Genomic DNA, 13,461 nt, shown 5'->3' with positions numbered 1-13,461 from the left:
CTGCCGGGCCGCGCCGTCAGAGCACGAAACGCCCGAGGTCGTTCGCCGGGAAGGTGCGGAAGTGGCGGTATCCGCCCTGTACGGCCCGGGCCAGGGACGCGATGCCCGCGAGATCGCCCGCCTCGGCGCTGCGGGAATCCTCGTCGGTCAGGACGAGACCCACCGTGATCGAGACCGCGCCGATCGCGACCGGCACCGCGAGGACGTGGCGGCCACTCGACCCGTCTGAGGCGACCACATCGACCGCGTAGAGGCTGAACTGGTAGGCGCGCTCCGCGATCAGCGTCCGCGTCGCCCCCAGGACGTAGCGCGGCTCCTCGCCCGGAGGCCGGGAATAACGGGACAGGTCCGGTGCCATCGCTCCAGCGCAAGGCCTGACAGTTCCGGGAGGAGCGCGGGGCTCGAAAGCCCCCGCGTTGTCGACGACCCGATGGTATCAGGCGGCGATCCGCTCCGGCTTGTCCTGGCCCGCCTCGGGCTCCGGCTCGGGCTCCGGCTCGGCGAGGGTCAGGCCGGCGCGGCCCTGGCTGGCGCGGAAATGATCGAGGAGGCTGTCGCCGAGGCCGTCGAGCACGAGGTCGGTCGCGGCCTGGACCTCCGGGTCCAGTTCCTCGGGCCGGTACCATGCCAGGATCTGCTCGGGCAGCGCGTCGAGGATCGCGCCGACCGGGTTGATCGGCTCGGCCTGGGCCGGACCGTCCGCGGTTTCGGCGAGCGCGACGACGTTCGGGGGCGCCGTGTCGGACGCCTCCGCGAAGGCGGTCCGGCGCTGGCTTTCCAGAGCGGCGCGCCACGCGGCGTCGGCGGCCTCGGCGTCCCGGCGGGCGGTTTCACGCGCGAGCGCCTGGGCGGCGATGGCGCGCGCCACCTCGCGGGCCTCGTCGCGGGCGGCCTCGGCCTCGTAGCGGTTGAGCAGCGTGATCACCGGATGCATGTCGGGATCCGACAGGTCGCCGCAGCCCGCGATGGCGGATTCGATCAGGCGCCGCGACAGGCCGTTGCCCCGAACGGGCGCCGCCCCGCGGGCGAGCTCCTGCCACGCGGCGAGCGCCGCCTGCATCGCCGGCAGCAGAGCGTCGGGCAGCCCGGCGCGGTCGTGCAGGTCGGCGAACAGGCGCGGGTCGCGCATGGCCCGGGCGACGCCGGCATGATCCTGCCCCGACAGGTCGGCCAGAGCCGCGAGCGCGAAGTCCGTGCGGCCGGACAGCACGGCGCGCAGGATCAGCCCCGCGGTCAGCTGCCGGGTCGCGCGCAGGTGCGTCACCAGCCGCGTCACGGCGGCCGCGCCGAAGCCCTCGCAGGCCTCGAGCGCCACGCGCTCGCCGGCCTCGCGGCTCATCCGGTCGCAGCGCTCGGCGCCGAGCCAGCCGCGGTCGGTGACGAAGTCGCTGAGCGCCCGCGCCACCGCGATCCCGAGGGCGTGGCGCACCTCCGGCGGCAGGTCGGCGCGGGCGAGGAGCGCCTCGCGCAGGGCGGCCTCGTCGCCGCGGCGCTCGATCATGCGCAGCATCCGGCCCGCGGTGATCTTCGCGGTCGGATTGGCCGCCAGCACGACCAGCGTCTCGGTCTCGCCGATCTCGGAGAGCGCGCCCGCGACCGCGTGCGAGAGATGGTGCCGGGCGGCGATCACCGTGCGGGTCGCCTCGTCGCCGAGGGCGGCCGCGTCCACGAGGTCGGCATCGGTGAGAACCGGGGAGCGCGCGAGCACCGGCCGCGCCACTTCCGGGACGTCGCAGGACAGGGCGACGACCAGCGGCCGCGGAGTCCGCGCCGAGGCGGCGCAGGTCTCGGCGAGCGCCCGGCGCACCAGGGGCGACGGGTCGTCGAGGAGCGCGAGCAGCGCGGTCTTGGCCTCCCAGGCCGCGTCGGCGCCGAGGTCGCCGTACAGGTAGGTCCGGGCCAGCGTCGCGGTCGCCTCGGCCCGGCGCTCGGCCGAGGCGTCCTGCGTCCAGGCCAGAAACTCGCGGATGATCATCGACCGCTCCGGGGGGCGAACAGGCTGGTCCTGCTGCCGGACGAGGACGCTGCGGCCGCGAGTTCCGCGGGGCGGCGGGGCGGCAGCGGCGGATTGAGGAGGGCGGCGCCGGCCGGCGTCGCCGCCGGCTCGGCGAGGGCGCCCGTGATGGCGGGCTCCGCGGCGGCGACGCGCGGCGCCGGTTCCGAGCTGGAGCGCGGGAAGTAGGTGGGCGCCGCGTGCGCGACCGGCGCGGCGCTGTTGCGCGCCTGCCAGAGCCGGGCCGCGGCGTCGGAGACCGCGCCGCGCTGGTCCGTCTGGAACAGGCTGCGGAGATCCGAGGAACCGCCGAACGCGGTCGCCGCGCTGGCGTAGGCCGAGACGGCCTGCGGCGCGGCGGCGCCGTCCTGGCGCAGGCCGGTGAGGTCGGTGGCCGCGGCGCCCTGCGCCGCCGCCGAGAGGCTGGCGTAGAGCTCGGCGGCACTCCGCGGCCGGCCGGCGCGGTCGTAGAACAGCGCCCGGTTGGCGCCGGCCGCCTCCGGCAGGTCGAGGGCGGCGGCGCGCTCCGGGAAGGCGCGGGCAGTCGAGATCAGGGCGGCCGCGCCCTTCGCGCCGAGCACGTGCGCCGCGTAGAGATCGCCCGCGGTCGGCTCGCGGCCGAGGGCGCTCGTGAGGGCGTCGGCGTTCTGCTGGGTCAGGGCTCCGGCCAGCGTCGCGGAGATTTTGGGATCGCGGCGCAGGTCGAGGATCGCCTGCCGCTGGCCGGCGTCGGGCACCGTGTAGGTTCCGTCCGATTGCCGGGTGATGGCGTCGGCCTGCGCCTGAAGCCCGAGCCGCGGTCCGGCATTCTTCATTACGCCGAGCCAGGTCTGCTCGATGAACTGGAACAGGCCGGTGGCCGAGGAGGTCCCGGCCTTGGCGGCGGGATCGAGGGCGGATTCGCGCCGCGCCGTGGCGAGGAGATAGTCGAAGCCGACGCCGCTCGCCGTCGCCCCGTCGCGGATGGCCTGGACCACCGGCCCGGAAGCGGGCGTGCCCGGCAGCGCACGCGCCTGGGGCGGCGGGCTCTCCGATGGGCTCGACGGCGTGGTGAACAGGAACATCCGGGCGGGCACGGTGCTGGAGACCGCCCGAACCTGCGCCCGCTATGGTAAACAAGTCCTCAATCGGCCGCGCACAACCGGATCCTGTTTCAGGACCCGGTGAACTCCCCCGCGCCCTTCGGCCGACGCATCTGGAAGCGCGTGTCGGCGGTGGCGTGGAAGTAATCGAAGTACCCGCCGCGCATGATCGGGTGCATCGCCGCCGTATCGACCATGCCGTCGGCGACGAAACGTTCGTCGACGTAGATCGAAACCACCTGTCCGATCACCAGGAAGTTCTCCGCCTCGACGCCCCCGAGGGGCACCAGCGGCACGGTCTGAAGCCAGCGGCATTCGAGCGCCGCCGGCGAGGCGGCCACGCGCGGCGGCCGCACCTTCTGCGAGGGGGCGGTCTCTAGGTTGGCGAAGGCGAACTCGCTCGTTCCGCGCGGCAGCGGCGCCGAGGAATCGTTCATCCCGTCGCGCAGGTCCCAGGTGGCGAGGCTGCAGACGAATTCGCGACCCTCCTCGGCGAAGGTCATCGCGTCCTTCCGGCCCGTGGAGGAGAACGCGACCATGTTGTCGGCCACGGCGTTGAAGAACGAGTACGGCGCGAGGTTGAGCTCGCCCGCGCGGCTCAAGGCGCTGATCCAGCCGATCGGCCGCGGCGCGACGATGGCCTTCAGCGGATTGTGCGGGAGGGCGCGCGACTCGCGCGGCAGGTCGAGATCGTAGTGCACGGCCGGTCCCTTCAGAGGTAGGTGACGATCTCGTCGAGCGCCGGCCGCGGCCGGTCCGAGGGCACCTCGCGCGGTCGGCCGATATGGACGAAGCCCGCGAGCTTCTCGGTCGGCGCGAGGCCGAGGGCGTCGAGGATGCGGCGGTCGTAGGCGAACCATTCGGTCAGCCAGGACGTGGCGAAGCCGGCGGCGTTGGCGGCGATCACGAGGTTCATGGTGGCGGCACCGGCGGAGAGCACCTGCTCCCATTCGGGGATCTTCACGTGCGGTCCCGCCCGCGAGACCACCGCGACGGCGACCGGCGCGTGCGTCAGGCGGCCGCGTTCCTGGGCGAGCCGCTCCGGCGCGGCGTCGGGATTGTCGGCCGCGAAGGTCGCCGCGATGACCTCGCCCAACCGCCCCCGGGCCTCCCCGGCGATGACGATGAAGCGCCAGGGCGCCAGCTTGCCGTGGTCGGGCACGCGCGCGGCGGCGGCCAGGATGGTGTCCAGCTGCGCCCGGTCCGGCCCGGGCTCGTCCAGCAGCGCCGGCGGTACCGAGCGGCGGGTCTTCAGGAGATCGAGGGTGGCGGTCATGCGCTCCGTCCCGGTATCGCGTCCCGACCGGGATGTGGCATGCGCGGGCCGCCGGTGGAAGAGCGGCCTTGCCGCCGCCACGGTCGGGGGTCAGAGGCAGACCCGGACGATCCGGTGTCGCGACCGGCGTGACGCGTAGAGAAGGGCCGAACGATGCGCATGAGGCTTGCAGCGACCGCGCTGGCGATGCTCGCCGCCGGCCCGCCGGCCGCGCTCGCGCAGCAGGACCCGTTCCAGAACCGGCTCGGCGGCGCCCTGCCGTCGCCGTCGATCACCAGCCCGAACCTGCCGCCGTCCCTGCCCCCCGCCGAGCCGGAGGCGCAGCTGTCCCTGTCGGCGCTCCTGTCGGGCCCGGGCACAGCCCTGCGCCAAGGGCTGGCGTGGCGGATCTACGAGGATCGCGGCGACGGCACGCGCCCGTCGATCGTCGCCCGCTCGATTGAGGCCGAGCCGCACTTCACCCTCGCGCCGGGCGCGTACGTGGCCACTGTGACCTACGGCTTCGCCAGCGCCTCGAAGCGGATCGTGATGGGCGGTCAGCCGACGACCGACACGCTCCGGGTGGCGGCCGGCGCCCTGAAGCTCTCGGGCGCCGTGGGCGACCAGAAGATCCCGCCCGGCCAAGTGACGTTCTCGGTCTTCGTCCCGGTCGGGACCAATTCCGAGGGCCGGCTCGTGCGCTCGGGCATCAAGACCGCCGAGCTGCTGCGCCTGCCGGAGGGCACGTATCACGTGGTCTCGACCTACGGGGAGTCGAACGCGATCCAGCGCGCGGACCTGCGCGTCGAGAACGGCAAGGTCACGGAGGCGACACTCAACCACCGCGCCGCGACGATGACCCTGAAGCTCGTCGCCGCTCCCGGCGCCGAGGCCTTCGCGGGCACCGCCTTCTCGGTCCTGACCCCGGGCGGCGACACGATCCGCGAGGCGATCGGCGCGTTCCCGCAGGTGACCCTCGCGGAGGGCGACTACGTGCTGATCGCCCGCCATGACGGGCAGGTCTACACCCGGGAGTTCAAGGTCGAGAGCGGGCTCGACCGCGACATCGAGGTGGTGGCCAAGTCGGGCTGACGATGGCGGTCTGATGGCGTCGGGACGGCGGTGCCCGGCCGGTCAGGCGTAGCGCCGCGCCAGCGCCACGCAGGCCGCCACGGCCAGGGCGGCGCCGATCATCGCGGGCTCGATCCGCTCGCCTAGGATCAGCGCGGCCACCCCGAGGCCGAGGAAGGGCTGCAGCAGCTGGAGCTGGCCGACCGACGCGATGCCGCCGCGCGCCAGGGCCCGGTACCAGAACACGAATCCGATCAGCATGCTGAACAGGGCGACGTAGCCGAGGCCCGCCCAGGCCGGCAGCGGGATCGCGGCCGGCTCGGCCGGCCGGAGCAGCAGGGCGAGGGGCAGGCTCACCGGCAGCGACAGGACGGTGGCCCAGGCGATCACCTGCCAGCCGCCCAACCTGCGTGCCAGAACGCCGCCCTCGGCGTAGCCGAGACCGCAGAGCAGGATCGCCGCCAGCATGAAGGCGTCGCCCGGGCCCGGCGGTCCGTCGAGCCCGCGCGCGGCGAATCCGACCGTGACCAGCGCGCCGGTGACCGAGAGCAGCCAGAAGATCGGCGACGGCCGTTCGCCCGAGCGCAGCGCGCCGAACAGGGCGGTGGAAAGGGGCAGGAGGCCGACGAAGACGGTCCCGTGCGCGGCGCCGACCGTGCGCAGGGCCAGGGCGGTGAGGAGCGGGAAGCCGACCACGACGCCCGCGGCCACGATCGCGAGCGCCGGGAGATCGGTCCGGCGCGGGCGCGCCTGTCGGAGCGCCAGCAGGGCGGCCGCGCCGGCGAGGCCCGCGAGCGCCGCCCGGGCCGCGCTGAGGAACAGCGCGTCCATGCCGGTCAGCGCGAGGCGCGTGGCGACCAGCGACGCGCTGAAGATCGTGACGCCGATGAGACCGTCCACCCAGGCGCCGGTCGCCGGTCCGCGCGTCGTCTCGATCACTCCCCCTGCCACGGATGTCTCCTCCCGAACCCTGCGGGGCCCGGAATGCCGCGCCGGGGCGCGGTGTGCCAGGAACGATCGGGACGTGGCCGGGCAATCTGTCCCGGTCGATCCTCGATACAGTTGCTGCTCCGAGGTGCCGCTGGCGCGGCGACGGCGCCGTGCCCACGCACTGGGCAATGGTTCCATGTTCCGCGCATTAACATTTCCGTGTCGGCGCGGAACGATGCGCTGGAGGCGGCCATTTCCGAGCACCCATACCGGGATACTGGAGCTCACTATGCGCCGCCTCGTCCTCGCCGCCCTCGCATCCGCCGCCCTCGCCGGCCCCGCCTTCGCCGCCAACGAGGCGCCCGCGACGGTGGCGCCCAAATTCGAGACCGTGCCGCAGGACGCTGTCCTCAGCTACAACCTGATCGGCCTCAACGTCACCGACGCGCAGAACAACACGGTCGGCGAGATCAAGGATCTTGTGATCGATCACGAGAAGCTGTCCGGATACATCGTCTCGGTGGGCGGCTTCCTCGGCATGGGCGAGCGCTACGTCGCGGTCTCGCCGAGCTCGATCGCGATCGGCTACGACGCCGACGCCAAGAAGTGGAAGGCCATCATCGGCGCCAGCAAGGATCAGCTGAAGTCGGCGCCCGAGTTCAAGTACGAGGGCAAGTTCAAGCGCTGAGGCACACCGCCTCGCCGCGGCCGGGCGCAGCGCCCGGCCGACCCAGCGGTCCCGCAACCCCAGCGTCGCGCGACCGCGCCTAGACGGCGGCGTCGAGGGCTTGACGCGCCAAGCGGGCGACGAGCGCCTCCCGCTTGGCCTGCCGCAGCACGATCCGCGCCGCGGCGCGCGCGTTGGACGCGCGCAGCTCGGCCCGCGGACCGCCGTCGCGCAGGGCCCGCCACGCCAGCGCGCGGAACCATCGGACGTTGGCCAGCGCCGCCGCCCGGCGGCTCAGCGGCCCCCCGACATCCAGCGGCTTCACGAGTGTCCCGGACGTCATTGTCTCGATCCTGAAGCGCGACCCGCCGCTTGTCCGATTATGGGACAAGAGATGGCGATTCCAAGGGAACTGGGCAATAGTGTTGCCAACGTGAACTTTTGAATCGAGGGCGAAGACTGCGCATCCACGAAATGAGGTAGTCTCGCGCCGGTACGGCGTCCGGCGACGTGGCGCCGCGCGGCGCCCGGTCGAGCGGGAACGCCGCGGCGGGCGCGCGACTTCCCGAAGCGGAAGGCCGGCGCGGCGCCGATCCGGGCCGGTCGATCTGGGGAGCCGGGTGCGTGCCGACGATCTTCGATGCCCATACCTTCGCCCTCACCGCGCATGCGGGTCAGCTCGACAAGGGCGGCGAGCCGTGCATGCGGCACTTGGAACGCGTCGCGAACGCCGCCCAGGCCCGGGCCGGTCACGCCCGACTCATCGACGGGCTCGACATCGACCCGATGCGAGTCATGCAGGCCGCGCTCCTGCACGATGTGCTGGAGGACACGCCGCGCACGGCGGCGGACCTCCGCGCCGCCGGCTTCGGGACGGATATCGTCGAGACGGTGGCGCTCCTGACGAAGCCGGCGAGCCGGATCGCCTACTCCGAGCGGATCACGGCGCTGATCGCGGCCGGCAACCTCGCGGCGCTGCTGATCAAGATGTCCGATACCGAGGACAACCTCTGTCCGACCCGGATCCCGCCCAACGCCGCGTTCCTGCGCGAGCGCTACGCCACGGCGTTCGGGCGCCTGAAGGAGGCGGCCGCGGCTTCGGGGTACACGGGCCGCTGAGGGCCGGCTTCGGGCGCGCCGACGCAATGCCGGACGAAGGCACTGGCAGTGTCGAGGGCGCGGCCCGCTTCCGGGATCGGCGCCCCGACGAAGACGTGGCACTGCTCGGGATACCGGTACAGCGCGGCCGCCCGCCCCACCCGCGCCAAGCCTTCGGAAAGGCGCAGGGCATCCGGGTGAAGGAGGTCCCGCGTGCCGGTGACAATCGCCACCGGTGGGAGCCCTGCGAGGGAACCGAACAGCGGGCTGATCCGCGGATCCGCCAGCGGCGTGCCGGCCGCCCAGAGGCGCGCCGCCTCGCGGCAGCCGGGCACCGCCAGCATCGGATCCCGCGGCGCGATGGCCCGCACGCCGGGATCCGAGAAGGTCAGATCGAGCGCGGGCGAGAACAGCAGCAGACCCGCGGGGAGCGGCTCACCCCGCGCTCGCAGCCGCTGGGCTATCCCGAGCGCGAGGCAGCCTCCCGCCGAGTCGCCCGCGACGATCAGCCGGTCGCGCGCTTCCGCGCCGACCGTATCCAGGAGGTGCTCGAGGAACGCGTAGGTCCGGCGCCAGGTGCTCTCGGGCGCCAGCGGGTAGCGCGGGACGATCACCCGGGCACCGGTGCGCGCGATCAGCCCGTCGACGATCCGCCAGTGCGCGCCGAGGACGTCGAACACCCAGGCGCCGCCGTGAAGGTAGAGAATCGTGATGCCCGAGCTTCCGCCGCGTGGGCTGACCGTGATGACCTCCACGCCGTCCAGCGTGTCGGTTCGGATGCGGTGCTTGCGGCGCAGCCAGAGGGACGGTCGTGCGGGCTCGATCCGCCGGTGCCGGGCAATCTCGCGCCGGAGCCCCTGCGCGTCGCGCGCCCTGCGCTTCATACCGCTCAGCGGCAGCGCCACGTCGGTCACCAGCTTGGCGCGGACGCTGACTCCGGAACGCCGTGCCCAGGCGACGAGGCCAACGGCTGCGAGCGCGACGGCGCCCGCGGTCACCGCGGCGGGACGCGACCAACCGTCCAAGAAAATTCTCCTCAACTCTCCTCCGTGCCGAGCCCGCCGATTCAATGAGCGGCGCGACTGGGCTGTTCCCGACCCCGATCGCGCCGCCGCGGCACCGCTCCCGCAGGAACACCGCCGGACCCGCAGGGTTGGCCAGACATCGTCCACCGGGTTCGTGCCGCGCGGATCTCCGGCGGAGGCGGCCGGCGTGGCAGGCGCATCAGCAGGAACGGTATGAGCACATCGAAGAAGACTCCCGCCGCCGACCGTCATCACGGCGGACCGGGCAGCAGCCATCAGGACGCCACGAAGCCGCAAGACGCCGCGGAGCGCGGGCCCGCGCCGGGCAGCCCGACGAACGATTCGAAGTCGCACGTCTCCGGTGGCGGCGGCGAGCGGGACAGCCACCACACCCACAGCACGAAAGGCCAAGCGCCGGATCGCGCGGATCGATCGCACTAGGTCCGGAGAGGCGGGCCCTCGGCCTCGCGGAAGGCCCCTCGCGCCGTCTGCCGCAGCCGCCTCGGACAGGATCCCGGCGCGGGCAGGCCGTCCCGGTCAGAAGCGGTGCCGCGAAGGTCAGCCGCTGAACGGCTATAAGGTGGTCTACATCCCCTTCGAGAACGGCCGGCCGAAGTGCGAGGCGCAGGACGTGGTGACCGGCTTCCTCACGGATGACGGACAGGCCCGCGGCCGCCCGGTCGGACCGGCCATGGATCGCCACGGCGCCCTTGACATCGCCGACGATGCCGCCGCCGCCGCGTGGCGGGTCACGGGCTCCGCCTCGCAGACGCGGGCCGGGCCTCCCCCTATCATCCGCTGACGCGGTTCCGGACCGGAGACGTCAGTGCCGGAGAAACGCCGATGACGCCGTCGACCCGCTCACCCGCCGCGATCAGCGACGAGGGCCGCCACGCCCGCGACCGCGGCGATCCGATCACCGCGAACCCCTATCCGCCGGATTCGGACGCCTGGGCCACCTGGGAGCGCGGCTACCGGATGCCCGACGAGCAGGCGCGCGCCGCGACCCCGACGGCGGTCCGGGAGGACGCGCCACCGGAGGCCTCCTGATCCGGCGCCCGCGCGGGCACGCGGGCGGCGTGGCCGGAACAGGCGCGACGGCGTGGGGTTGCCCGCAGGACCGGTAACGGCTCCGCGAGCCCGATTGCCGGACCGAGAGGGAGATCCGCCATGAAGCTCACGAGTCTCGCCATCGCCGCCCTCCTCGCGGCCGCGATCCCCGCAACGGCGGCCGAGAATGCCGGCGGTGCGACCAGCCGGTCGGGCACGGCCAACAGCACCGGTCCGAGCGACGCCGGGTCCGGCTCGACGCCGGGCGCCGCCGGGAGCGGCCCGTCGACCGGCTCGATGAGCCGCTCCGGCACGACGAACAGCACCGGCCCGAACGATGCCGGATCCGGCTCCAAGCCGGCGGCCGGGAGCCGCTGACCGAACAGCGCCACTTAGCGAGCGGCGCGGAGACCCGGCCCGGCCCAGGCGCCGGCCGGGTGCCGCACGCGCCCCGCGCCGCTCACACGCCACAGGGAGGGCACATGCCGGTAGGCAGCCGCATCGCACTCGCCGGTCTTCTGTTGCTCGGCCTCGCCGCCTGCGATGACAAGCAGGCGCAGAACAACGCGCCGACGAAACCCGACTCGACCAAGATGGAGCCGCAGACCGACCAGTCGGCGCCCAACACGCAGAAGCGCTAGGGCCGGTCCCGAGCAGGTCGGGGCGCGGGCACTTGCTGAGCGCGTGCCGTCCGCGGCGCGGGTCCCTTCTCCCGCGCGGGAGAGGGACAGGCCGAGGGATCAGGTCCGTCGGTCGCGGCGAAACCTGGCCGAGCCGTGATGGCGTGCCACCCGGGAGCGTCGGGTCCTTCACCCCGGCCCTCTCCCGCACGGGAGAGGGAGCACGGCGCGGCTGTCACGACCGTCACAGCACGACCGCGAGCGGCGCTGGCGGTCGCTCGACGAGCGCGGCGGTCACGGGCGGAGCGGCGGGGCGCCGGTCTCGAGTGTGCCGGCGGCCTGGCGCGCGGTCGGATCGCCGGACGGATCGGCGATCAGCGGCGCGGCGGCGCCGAAACCGAGGGCGGCCTCGACGAGGAGATCGTCGAGAGCGTCGGCGACCCACACGGCGCCGTCGAGGACGGAAGTCAGGATTCGATTCATCGGCCACCTCCCTCCCGCATCCCGGGGCGCCGTCGCCGCACGGCGGCGTCCCGGGACGCGGTCTTCATCCGGTTCGCACCCGCCCTCTCAGACGAAGTGCATCGGGAGGGCGCGGTCCAGGATCTCGACGTAGGTGCCGGCGAGAACCGCGACGGTGGCGGCGGCCACGGCGGTGGCGAGGGTGAGGCGGGCAGCGAGGGTCATCGAAGTCTCCATCAGGTTCGCGACTGTGTTCGCGGTGTGACCCTGATGTAAGCTCAAGCTTTCCCCGCCGAGGTGCTGCGGCACACCCCGGCGATGGACTGTCGCGCGCGGCTCCTATCGCACGGCGCGTCAGGCCGCGCGCACGGTGGCGAGGAACCGCCCGACCTCGGCCGACAGGTGCTCGGACTGACGCGACAGCTCCGAGGCGGCGCCCAGAACCTGGCTGGCCGCCGCTCCGGTCTCCTCGGCGGCGCCGGCCACGCCGGCGATGTTGCTCGTCACCTCGCCCGTGCCCTGCGCGGCCTGGGTGACGTTGCGGACGATCTCCTGCGTCGCCGCACCCTGCTCCTCCACGGCGGCCGCGATCGAGGTGGCGACGCCGTTGATCTCGCGGATGCGCCCGGTGATCGTCCCGATGGCGGAGACCGCCTGCCCGGTCACGCCCTGGATCCGGCCGATCTGGGTCGAGATCTCCCCGGTCGCCCGGGCGGTCTGCTCCGCCAGCGCCTTCACCTCGGAGGCCACCACCGCGAAGCCGCGGCCGGCCGCGCCCGCGCGGGCGGCCTCGATCGTGGCGTTCAGCGCCAGGAGGTTGGTCTGACCGGCGATCGAGGAGATCAGGCCCACCACGTCGCCGATCTTGGCGACGGCGCTGCTGAGTTCCTGCACGAGGGCGCCGGTCTCGTCCGCCTCGCCGGCGGCGGAGCGGGCCAGCTCGGCCGAGCCCTGGACCTGACGTCCGATCTCCTGGACCGAGGCGCCGAGCTCCTCGGCGGCCGCCGCGACGGTGCTGACGTTCGAGGCGGCCTCCTCGGCGGCGGCCGCGACCGCGCCGGACTGCGCCGAGGTCTGACCCGCCATGGCCGACATGGAGCCGGCGGTGGCCTGCAGCTCCGTCGCCGAGGCGGAGACCTGCCCGACGATGCCGCCGACCGCGGCCTCGAAGCTGTCGGCCATCTGGCGCATGCCGATCCGGCGCTGCTCCTCGGCGGCGAGGCGCGCCTGGGCGGTCTCGGCCTCCAGCGCCTTCATCTGGACGAGCCCCTGCTTGAACACCGCGACGGCCGACGCGATGGTGCCGATCTCGGTCTTCTCGCCCTGGTACGGGATCTCGGCCGACAGGTCGCCGGCGATCAGAGCCTGCATCGGCCGCACCACCGAGGCGATGCCGCGGGTGACGCCGAGGACGATGATCACGCCCGACAGCACCGAGGCGGCCACGGCGAGACCGATGGCGACGAGGCTCACCGTCCAGGTCTCGTTGAAGACGGCGGTGCTCTGGACCTGGGCGGCGTCGGCACCGGCATTGTTGATGGCGATCAGTTTCTCCAGGGCCTTGGAGGCGGCCCGGCGCGGGATCAGCCCCTTCGTCTCGTAGAGCTGATAGGCCTCGGCCTTCTTTCCTGCCCGCGATAGCTCGACGACGTCGTTGCGCACCGCCTTGAAGGTCTGAGATTCCTGGTTGAACGCGTCGAAGAGCGTCCGCTCCTCGGGCGAGCTGACCAGGCCCTTGTAGACGGCGACCCGGTCGGCCAGCTTCCGATCGAAGCTGTCCATGTCCTTCTCGATGCTGGCGAGCAGCGCCGGATCGGTCGCCTGGGTGTGCCGCAGGAGAAGGCCGCTGCTGCGGGCGGTCAGCGTGTCGATCTCGCCCAGCGCCCGGATGCTCGGCAGCCAGTTCGTATCGATCTCGACGGCCTGCTCGCGCAATTTGCGCGTACTCATGAGCCCGAGAGCGCCTAGTCCGACCACGAAGACGGTCAGAACCGTGAACGCGACGACGAGCTTTGTACGAATGGAGACACTTTGGAGCGACACAGCGGCCTCGCGGCAGCCGAATAGAACAATTCCGCGGCTGCGAGGTGCACGATTAGCGGAATGTATTTAATATCCGATAAACTGAGCTTGTCGGTCGGCGCGCGGGCGGCGCGGGTGGAACTCCGACGGACTCGCCCGCGCACCATGTCCCTGCCGCGGTGCCTA

General features: G+C 73.2%; 17 protein-coding genes and 1 pseudogene. 8 read left to right on the top strand and 10 right to left on the bottom strand.

Annotated elements, in window-relative coordinates:
- Positions 1-16: 16 nt before the first annotated feature.
- The 5 genes from LOK46_RS01355 to LOK46_RS01335 all read right to left on the bottom strand — a co-directional run bounded on the left by LOK46_RS01355 (position 17) and on the right by LOK46_RS01335 (position 4,351).
- The gene (locus LOK46_RS01355) at positions 17-358 is read right to left on the bottom strand and encodes a hypothetical protein (RefSeq protein WP_273562134.1); all 342 of its coding nucleotides are present in this window, start codon (positions 356-358) and stop codon (positions 17-19) included.
- Positions 359-436: 78 nt separating this feature from the next.
- The gene (locus LOK46_RS01350; RefSeq protein ID WP_273562133.1) at positions 437-1,975 is read right to left on the bottom strand and encodes a DUF2336 domain-containing protein; all 1,539 of its coding nucleotides are present in this window, start codon (positions 1,973-1,975) and stop codon (positions 437-439) included.
- Entirely contained in the window at positions 1,972-3,057 is a 1,086-nt protein-coding gene (locus tag LOK46_RS01345; protein ID WP_273564731.1) for a lytic transglycosylase domain-containing protein, read from the bottom strand. The genes LOK46_RS01350 and LOK46_RS01345 overlap by 4 nt, the downstream gene beginning before the upstream one ends.
- Positions 3,058-3,146: 89 nt before the next feature.
- Complete coding sequence (locus LOK46_RS01340) at positions 3,147-3,776, bottom strand: flavin reductase family protein (protein ID WP_273562132.1); 630 nt, start codon at positions 3,774-3,776, stop codon at positions 3,147-3,149.
- Between the two features lie 11 nt (positions 3,777-3,787).
- Positions 3,788-4,351 (bottom strand): nitroreductase family protein, encoded by a 564-nt coding sequence (locus LOK46_RS01335; protein ID WP_273562131.1) that lies wholly within the window; start codon positions 4,349-4,351, stop codon positions 3,788-3,790.
- Between the two features lie 153 nt (positions 4,352-4,504).
- On the opposite strand from LOK46_RS01335, the gene LOK46_RS01330 reads away from it, so the two are divergent.
- Positions 4,505-5,422, top strand: a complete 918-nt coding sequence (locus tag LOK46_RS01330) for a hypothetical protein (RefSeq protein WP_273562130.1) — start codon at positions 4,505-4,507, stop codon at positions 5,420-5,422.
- A gap of 42 nt (positions 5,423-5,464) precedes the next feature.
- Here LOK46_RS01330 and LOK46_RS01325 read toward each other — a convergent pair whose 3' ends face one another.
- The gene (locus LOK46_RS01325) at positions 5,465-6,352 is read right to left on the bottom strand and encodes a DMT family transporter (protein ID WP_273562129.1); all 888 of its coding nucleotides are present in this window, start codon (positions 6,350-6,352) and stop codon (positions 5,465-5,467) included.
- Positions 6,353-6,620: 268 nt separating this feature from the next.
- Here LOK46_RS01325 and LOK46_RS01320 point away from each other — a divergent pair, with 268 nt between their 5' ends.
- Positions 6,621-7,019 carry a PRC-barrel domain-containing protein gene (locus LOK46_RS01320; protein ID WP_273562128.1) on the top strand — a complete coding sequence of 133 codons (399 nt, stop codon included), beginning with the start codon at positions 6,621-6,623 and terminating at the stop codon, positions 7,017-7,019.
- A gap of 79 nt (positions 7,020-7,098) precedes the next feature.
- Here the strand turns inward: LOK46_RS01320 and LOK46_RS01315 are convergent, their stop codons facing one another.
- Positions 7,099-7,341: a hypothetical protein gene (locus LOK46_RS01315; RefSeq protein WP_273562127.1), complete on the bottom strand. Its 243-nt coding sequence runs from the start codon at positions 7,339-7,341 to the stop codon at positions 7,099-7,101.
- Positions 7,342-7,622: 281 nt separating this feature from the next.
- Here LOK46_RS01315 and LOK46_RS01310 point away from each other — a divergent pair, with 281 nt between their 5' ends.
- A complete protein-coding gene (locus LOK46_RS01310; RefSeq protein ID WP_273562126.1) occupies positions 7,623-8,117 on the top strand; it encodes an HD domain-containing protein in 495 nt (164 codons plus the stop codon).
- On the opposite strand, the gene LOK46_RS01305 is transcribed toward LOK46_RS01310, so the two are convergent.
- Entirely contained in the window at positions 8,054-9,121 is a 1,068-nt protein-coding gene (locus tag LOK46_RS01305; protein WP_273562125.1) for an alpha/beta hydrolase, read from the bottom strand. The genes LOK46_RS01310 and LOK46_RS01305 overlap by 64 nt on opposite strands.
- Positions 9,122-9,334: 213 nt before the next feature.
- On the opposite strand from LOK46_RS01305, the gene LOK46_RS01300 reads away from it, so the two are divergent.
- The 5 genes and pseudogenes from LOK46_RS01300 (at position 9,335) to LOK46_RS01280 (ending at position 10,812) form a co-directional block, all read left to right on the top strand.
- Positions 9,335-9,562 carry a hypothetical protein gene (locus tag LOK46_RS01300; RefSeq protein ID WP_273562124.1) on the top strand — a complete coding sequence of 76 codons (228 nt, stop codon included), beginning with the start codon at positions 9,335-9,337 and terminating at the stop codon, positions 9,560-9,562.
- A 121-nt stretch (positions 9,563-9,683) separates the two neighbouring features.
- Positions 9,684-9,923 (top strand): annotated as a pseudogene (locus LOK46_RS01295) (PQQ-dependent sugar dehydrogenase); the annotation flags it as partial.
- A gap of 41 nt (positions 9,924-9,964) precedes the next feature.
- Positions 9,965-10,171 (top strand): ribosome modulation factor, encoded by a 207-nt coding sequence (locus LOK46_RS01290; protein ID WP_273562123.1) that lies wholly within the window; start codon positions 9,965-9,967, stop codon positions 10,169-10,171.
- Between the two features lie 120 nt (positions 10,172-10,291).
- Positions 10,292-10,549 carry a hypothetical protein gene (locus LOK46_RS01285; protein WP_273562122.1) on the top strand — a complete coding sequence of 86 codons (258 nt, stop codon included), beginning with the start codon at positions 10,292-10,294 and terminating at the stop codon, positions 10,547-10,549.
- A 104-nt stretch (positions 10,550-10,653) separates the two neighbouring features.
- On the top strand, positions 10,654-10,812 hold the full coding sequence (locus tag LOK46_RS01280) for a hypothetical protein (RefSeq protein WP_273562121.1): 159 nt from the start codon (positions 10,654-10,656) through the stop codon (positions 10,810-10,812).
- A 273-nt stretch (positions 10,813-11,085) separates the two neighbouring features.
- Here LOK46_RS01280 and LOK46_RS01275 read toward each other — a convergent pair whose 3' ends face one another.
- Positions 11,086-11,274: a hypothetical protein gene (locus LOK46_RS01275; RefSeq protein ID WP_273562120.1), complete on the bottom strand. Its 189-nt coding sequence runs from the start codon at positions 11,272-11,274 to the stop codon at positions 11,086-11,088.
- Between the two features lie 333 nt (positions 11,275-11,607).
- Positions 11,608-13,296 carry a methyl-accepting chemotaxis protein gene (locus LOK46_RS01270; protein WP_273562119.1) on the bottom strand — a complete coding sequence of 563 codons (1,689 nt, stop codon included), beginning with the start codon at positions 13,294-13,296 and terminating at the stop codon, positions 11,608-11,610.
- Between the last annotated feature and the right edge of the window lie 165 nt (positions 13,297-13,461).

It is taken from the genome of Methylobacterium sp. NMS14P (assembly GCF_028583545.1).
Classification (GTDB): Bacteria; Pseudomonadota; Alphaproteobacteria; order Rhizobiales; family Beijerinckiaceae; genus Methylobacterium.
Note: the sequence above shows the minus strand (reverse complement) of the source record. Positions and strands in the feature narration are given on the sequence as shown.

What these genes read in the sequence shown, in the direction of transcription:
- LOK46_RS01300 (WP_273562124.1), top strand. Translation starts at nt 9,335, where the DNA reads ATGAGCACATCGAAGAAGACTCCCGCCGCCGACCGTCATCACGGCGGA.
- LOK46_RS01355 (WP_273562134.1), bottom strand. Translation starts at nt 358, where the DNA reads ATGGCACCGGACCTGTCCCGTTATTCCCGGCCTCCGGGCGAGGAGCCG.
- LOK46_RS01350 (WP_273562133.1), bottom strand. Translation starts at nt 1,975, where the DNA reads ATGATCATCCGCGAGTTTCTGGCCTGGACGCAGGACGCCTCGGCCGAG.
- LOK46_RS01285 (WP_273562122.1), top strand. Translation starts at nt 10,292, where the DNA reads ATGAAGCTCACGAGTCTCGCCATCGCCGCCCTCCTCGCGGCCGCGATC.
- LOK46_RS01315 (WP_273562127.1), bottom strand. Translation starts at nt 7,341, where the DNA reads ATGACGTCCGGGACACTCGTGAAGCCGCTGGATGTCGGGGGGCCGCTG.
- LOK46_RS01330 (WP_273562130.1), top strand. Translation starts at nt 4,505, where the DNA reads ATGCGCATGAGGCTTGCAGCGACCGCGCTGGCGATGCTCGCCGCCGGC.
- LOK46_RS01345 (WP_273564731.1), bottom strand. Translation starts at nt 3,057, where the DNA reads ATGTTCCTGTTCACCACGCCGTCGAGCCCATCGGAGAGCCCGCCGCCC.
- LOK46_RS01290 (WP_273562123.1), top strand. Translation starts at nt 9,965, where the DNA reads ATGACGCCGTCGACCCGCTCACCCGCCGCGATCAGCGACGAGGGCCGC.
- LOK46_RS01320 (WP_273562128.1), top strand. Translation starts at nt 6,621, where the DNA reads ATGCGCCGCCTCGTCCTCGCCGCCCTCGCATCCGCCGCCCTCGCCGGC.
- LOK46_RS01335 (WP_273562131.1), bottom strand. Translation starts at nt 4,351, where the DNA reads ATGACCGCCACCCTCGATCTCCTGAAGACCCGCCGCTCGGTACCGCCG.
- LOK46_RS01280 (WP_273562121.1), top strand. Translation starts at nt 10,654, where the DNA reads ATGCCGGTAGGCAGCCGCATCGCACTCGCCGGTCTTCTGTTGCTCGGC.
- LOK46_RS01275 (WP_273562120.1), bottom strand. Translation starts at nt 11,274, where the DNA reads ATGAATCGAATCCTGACTTCCGTCCTCGACGGCGCCGTGTGGGTCGCC.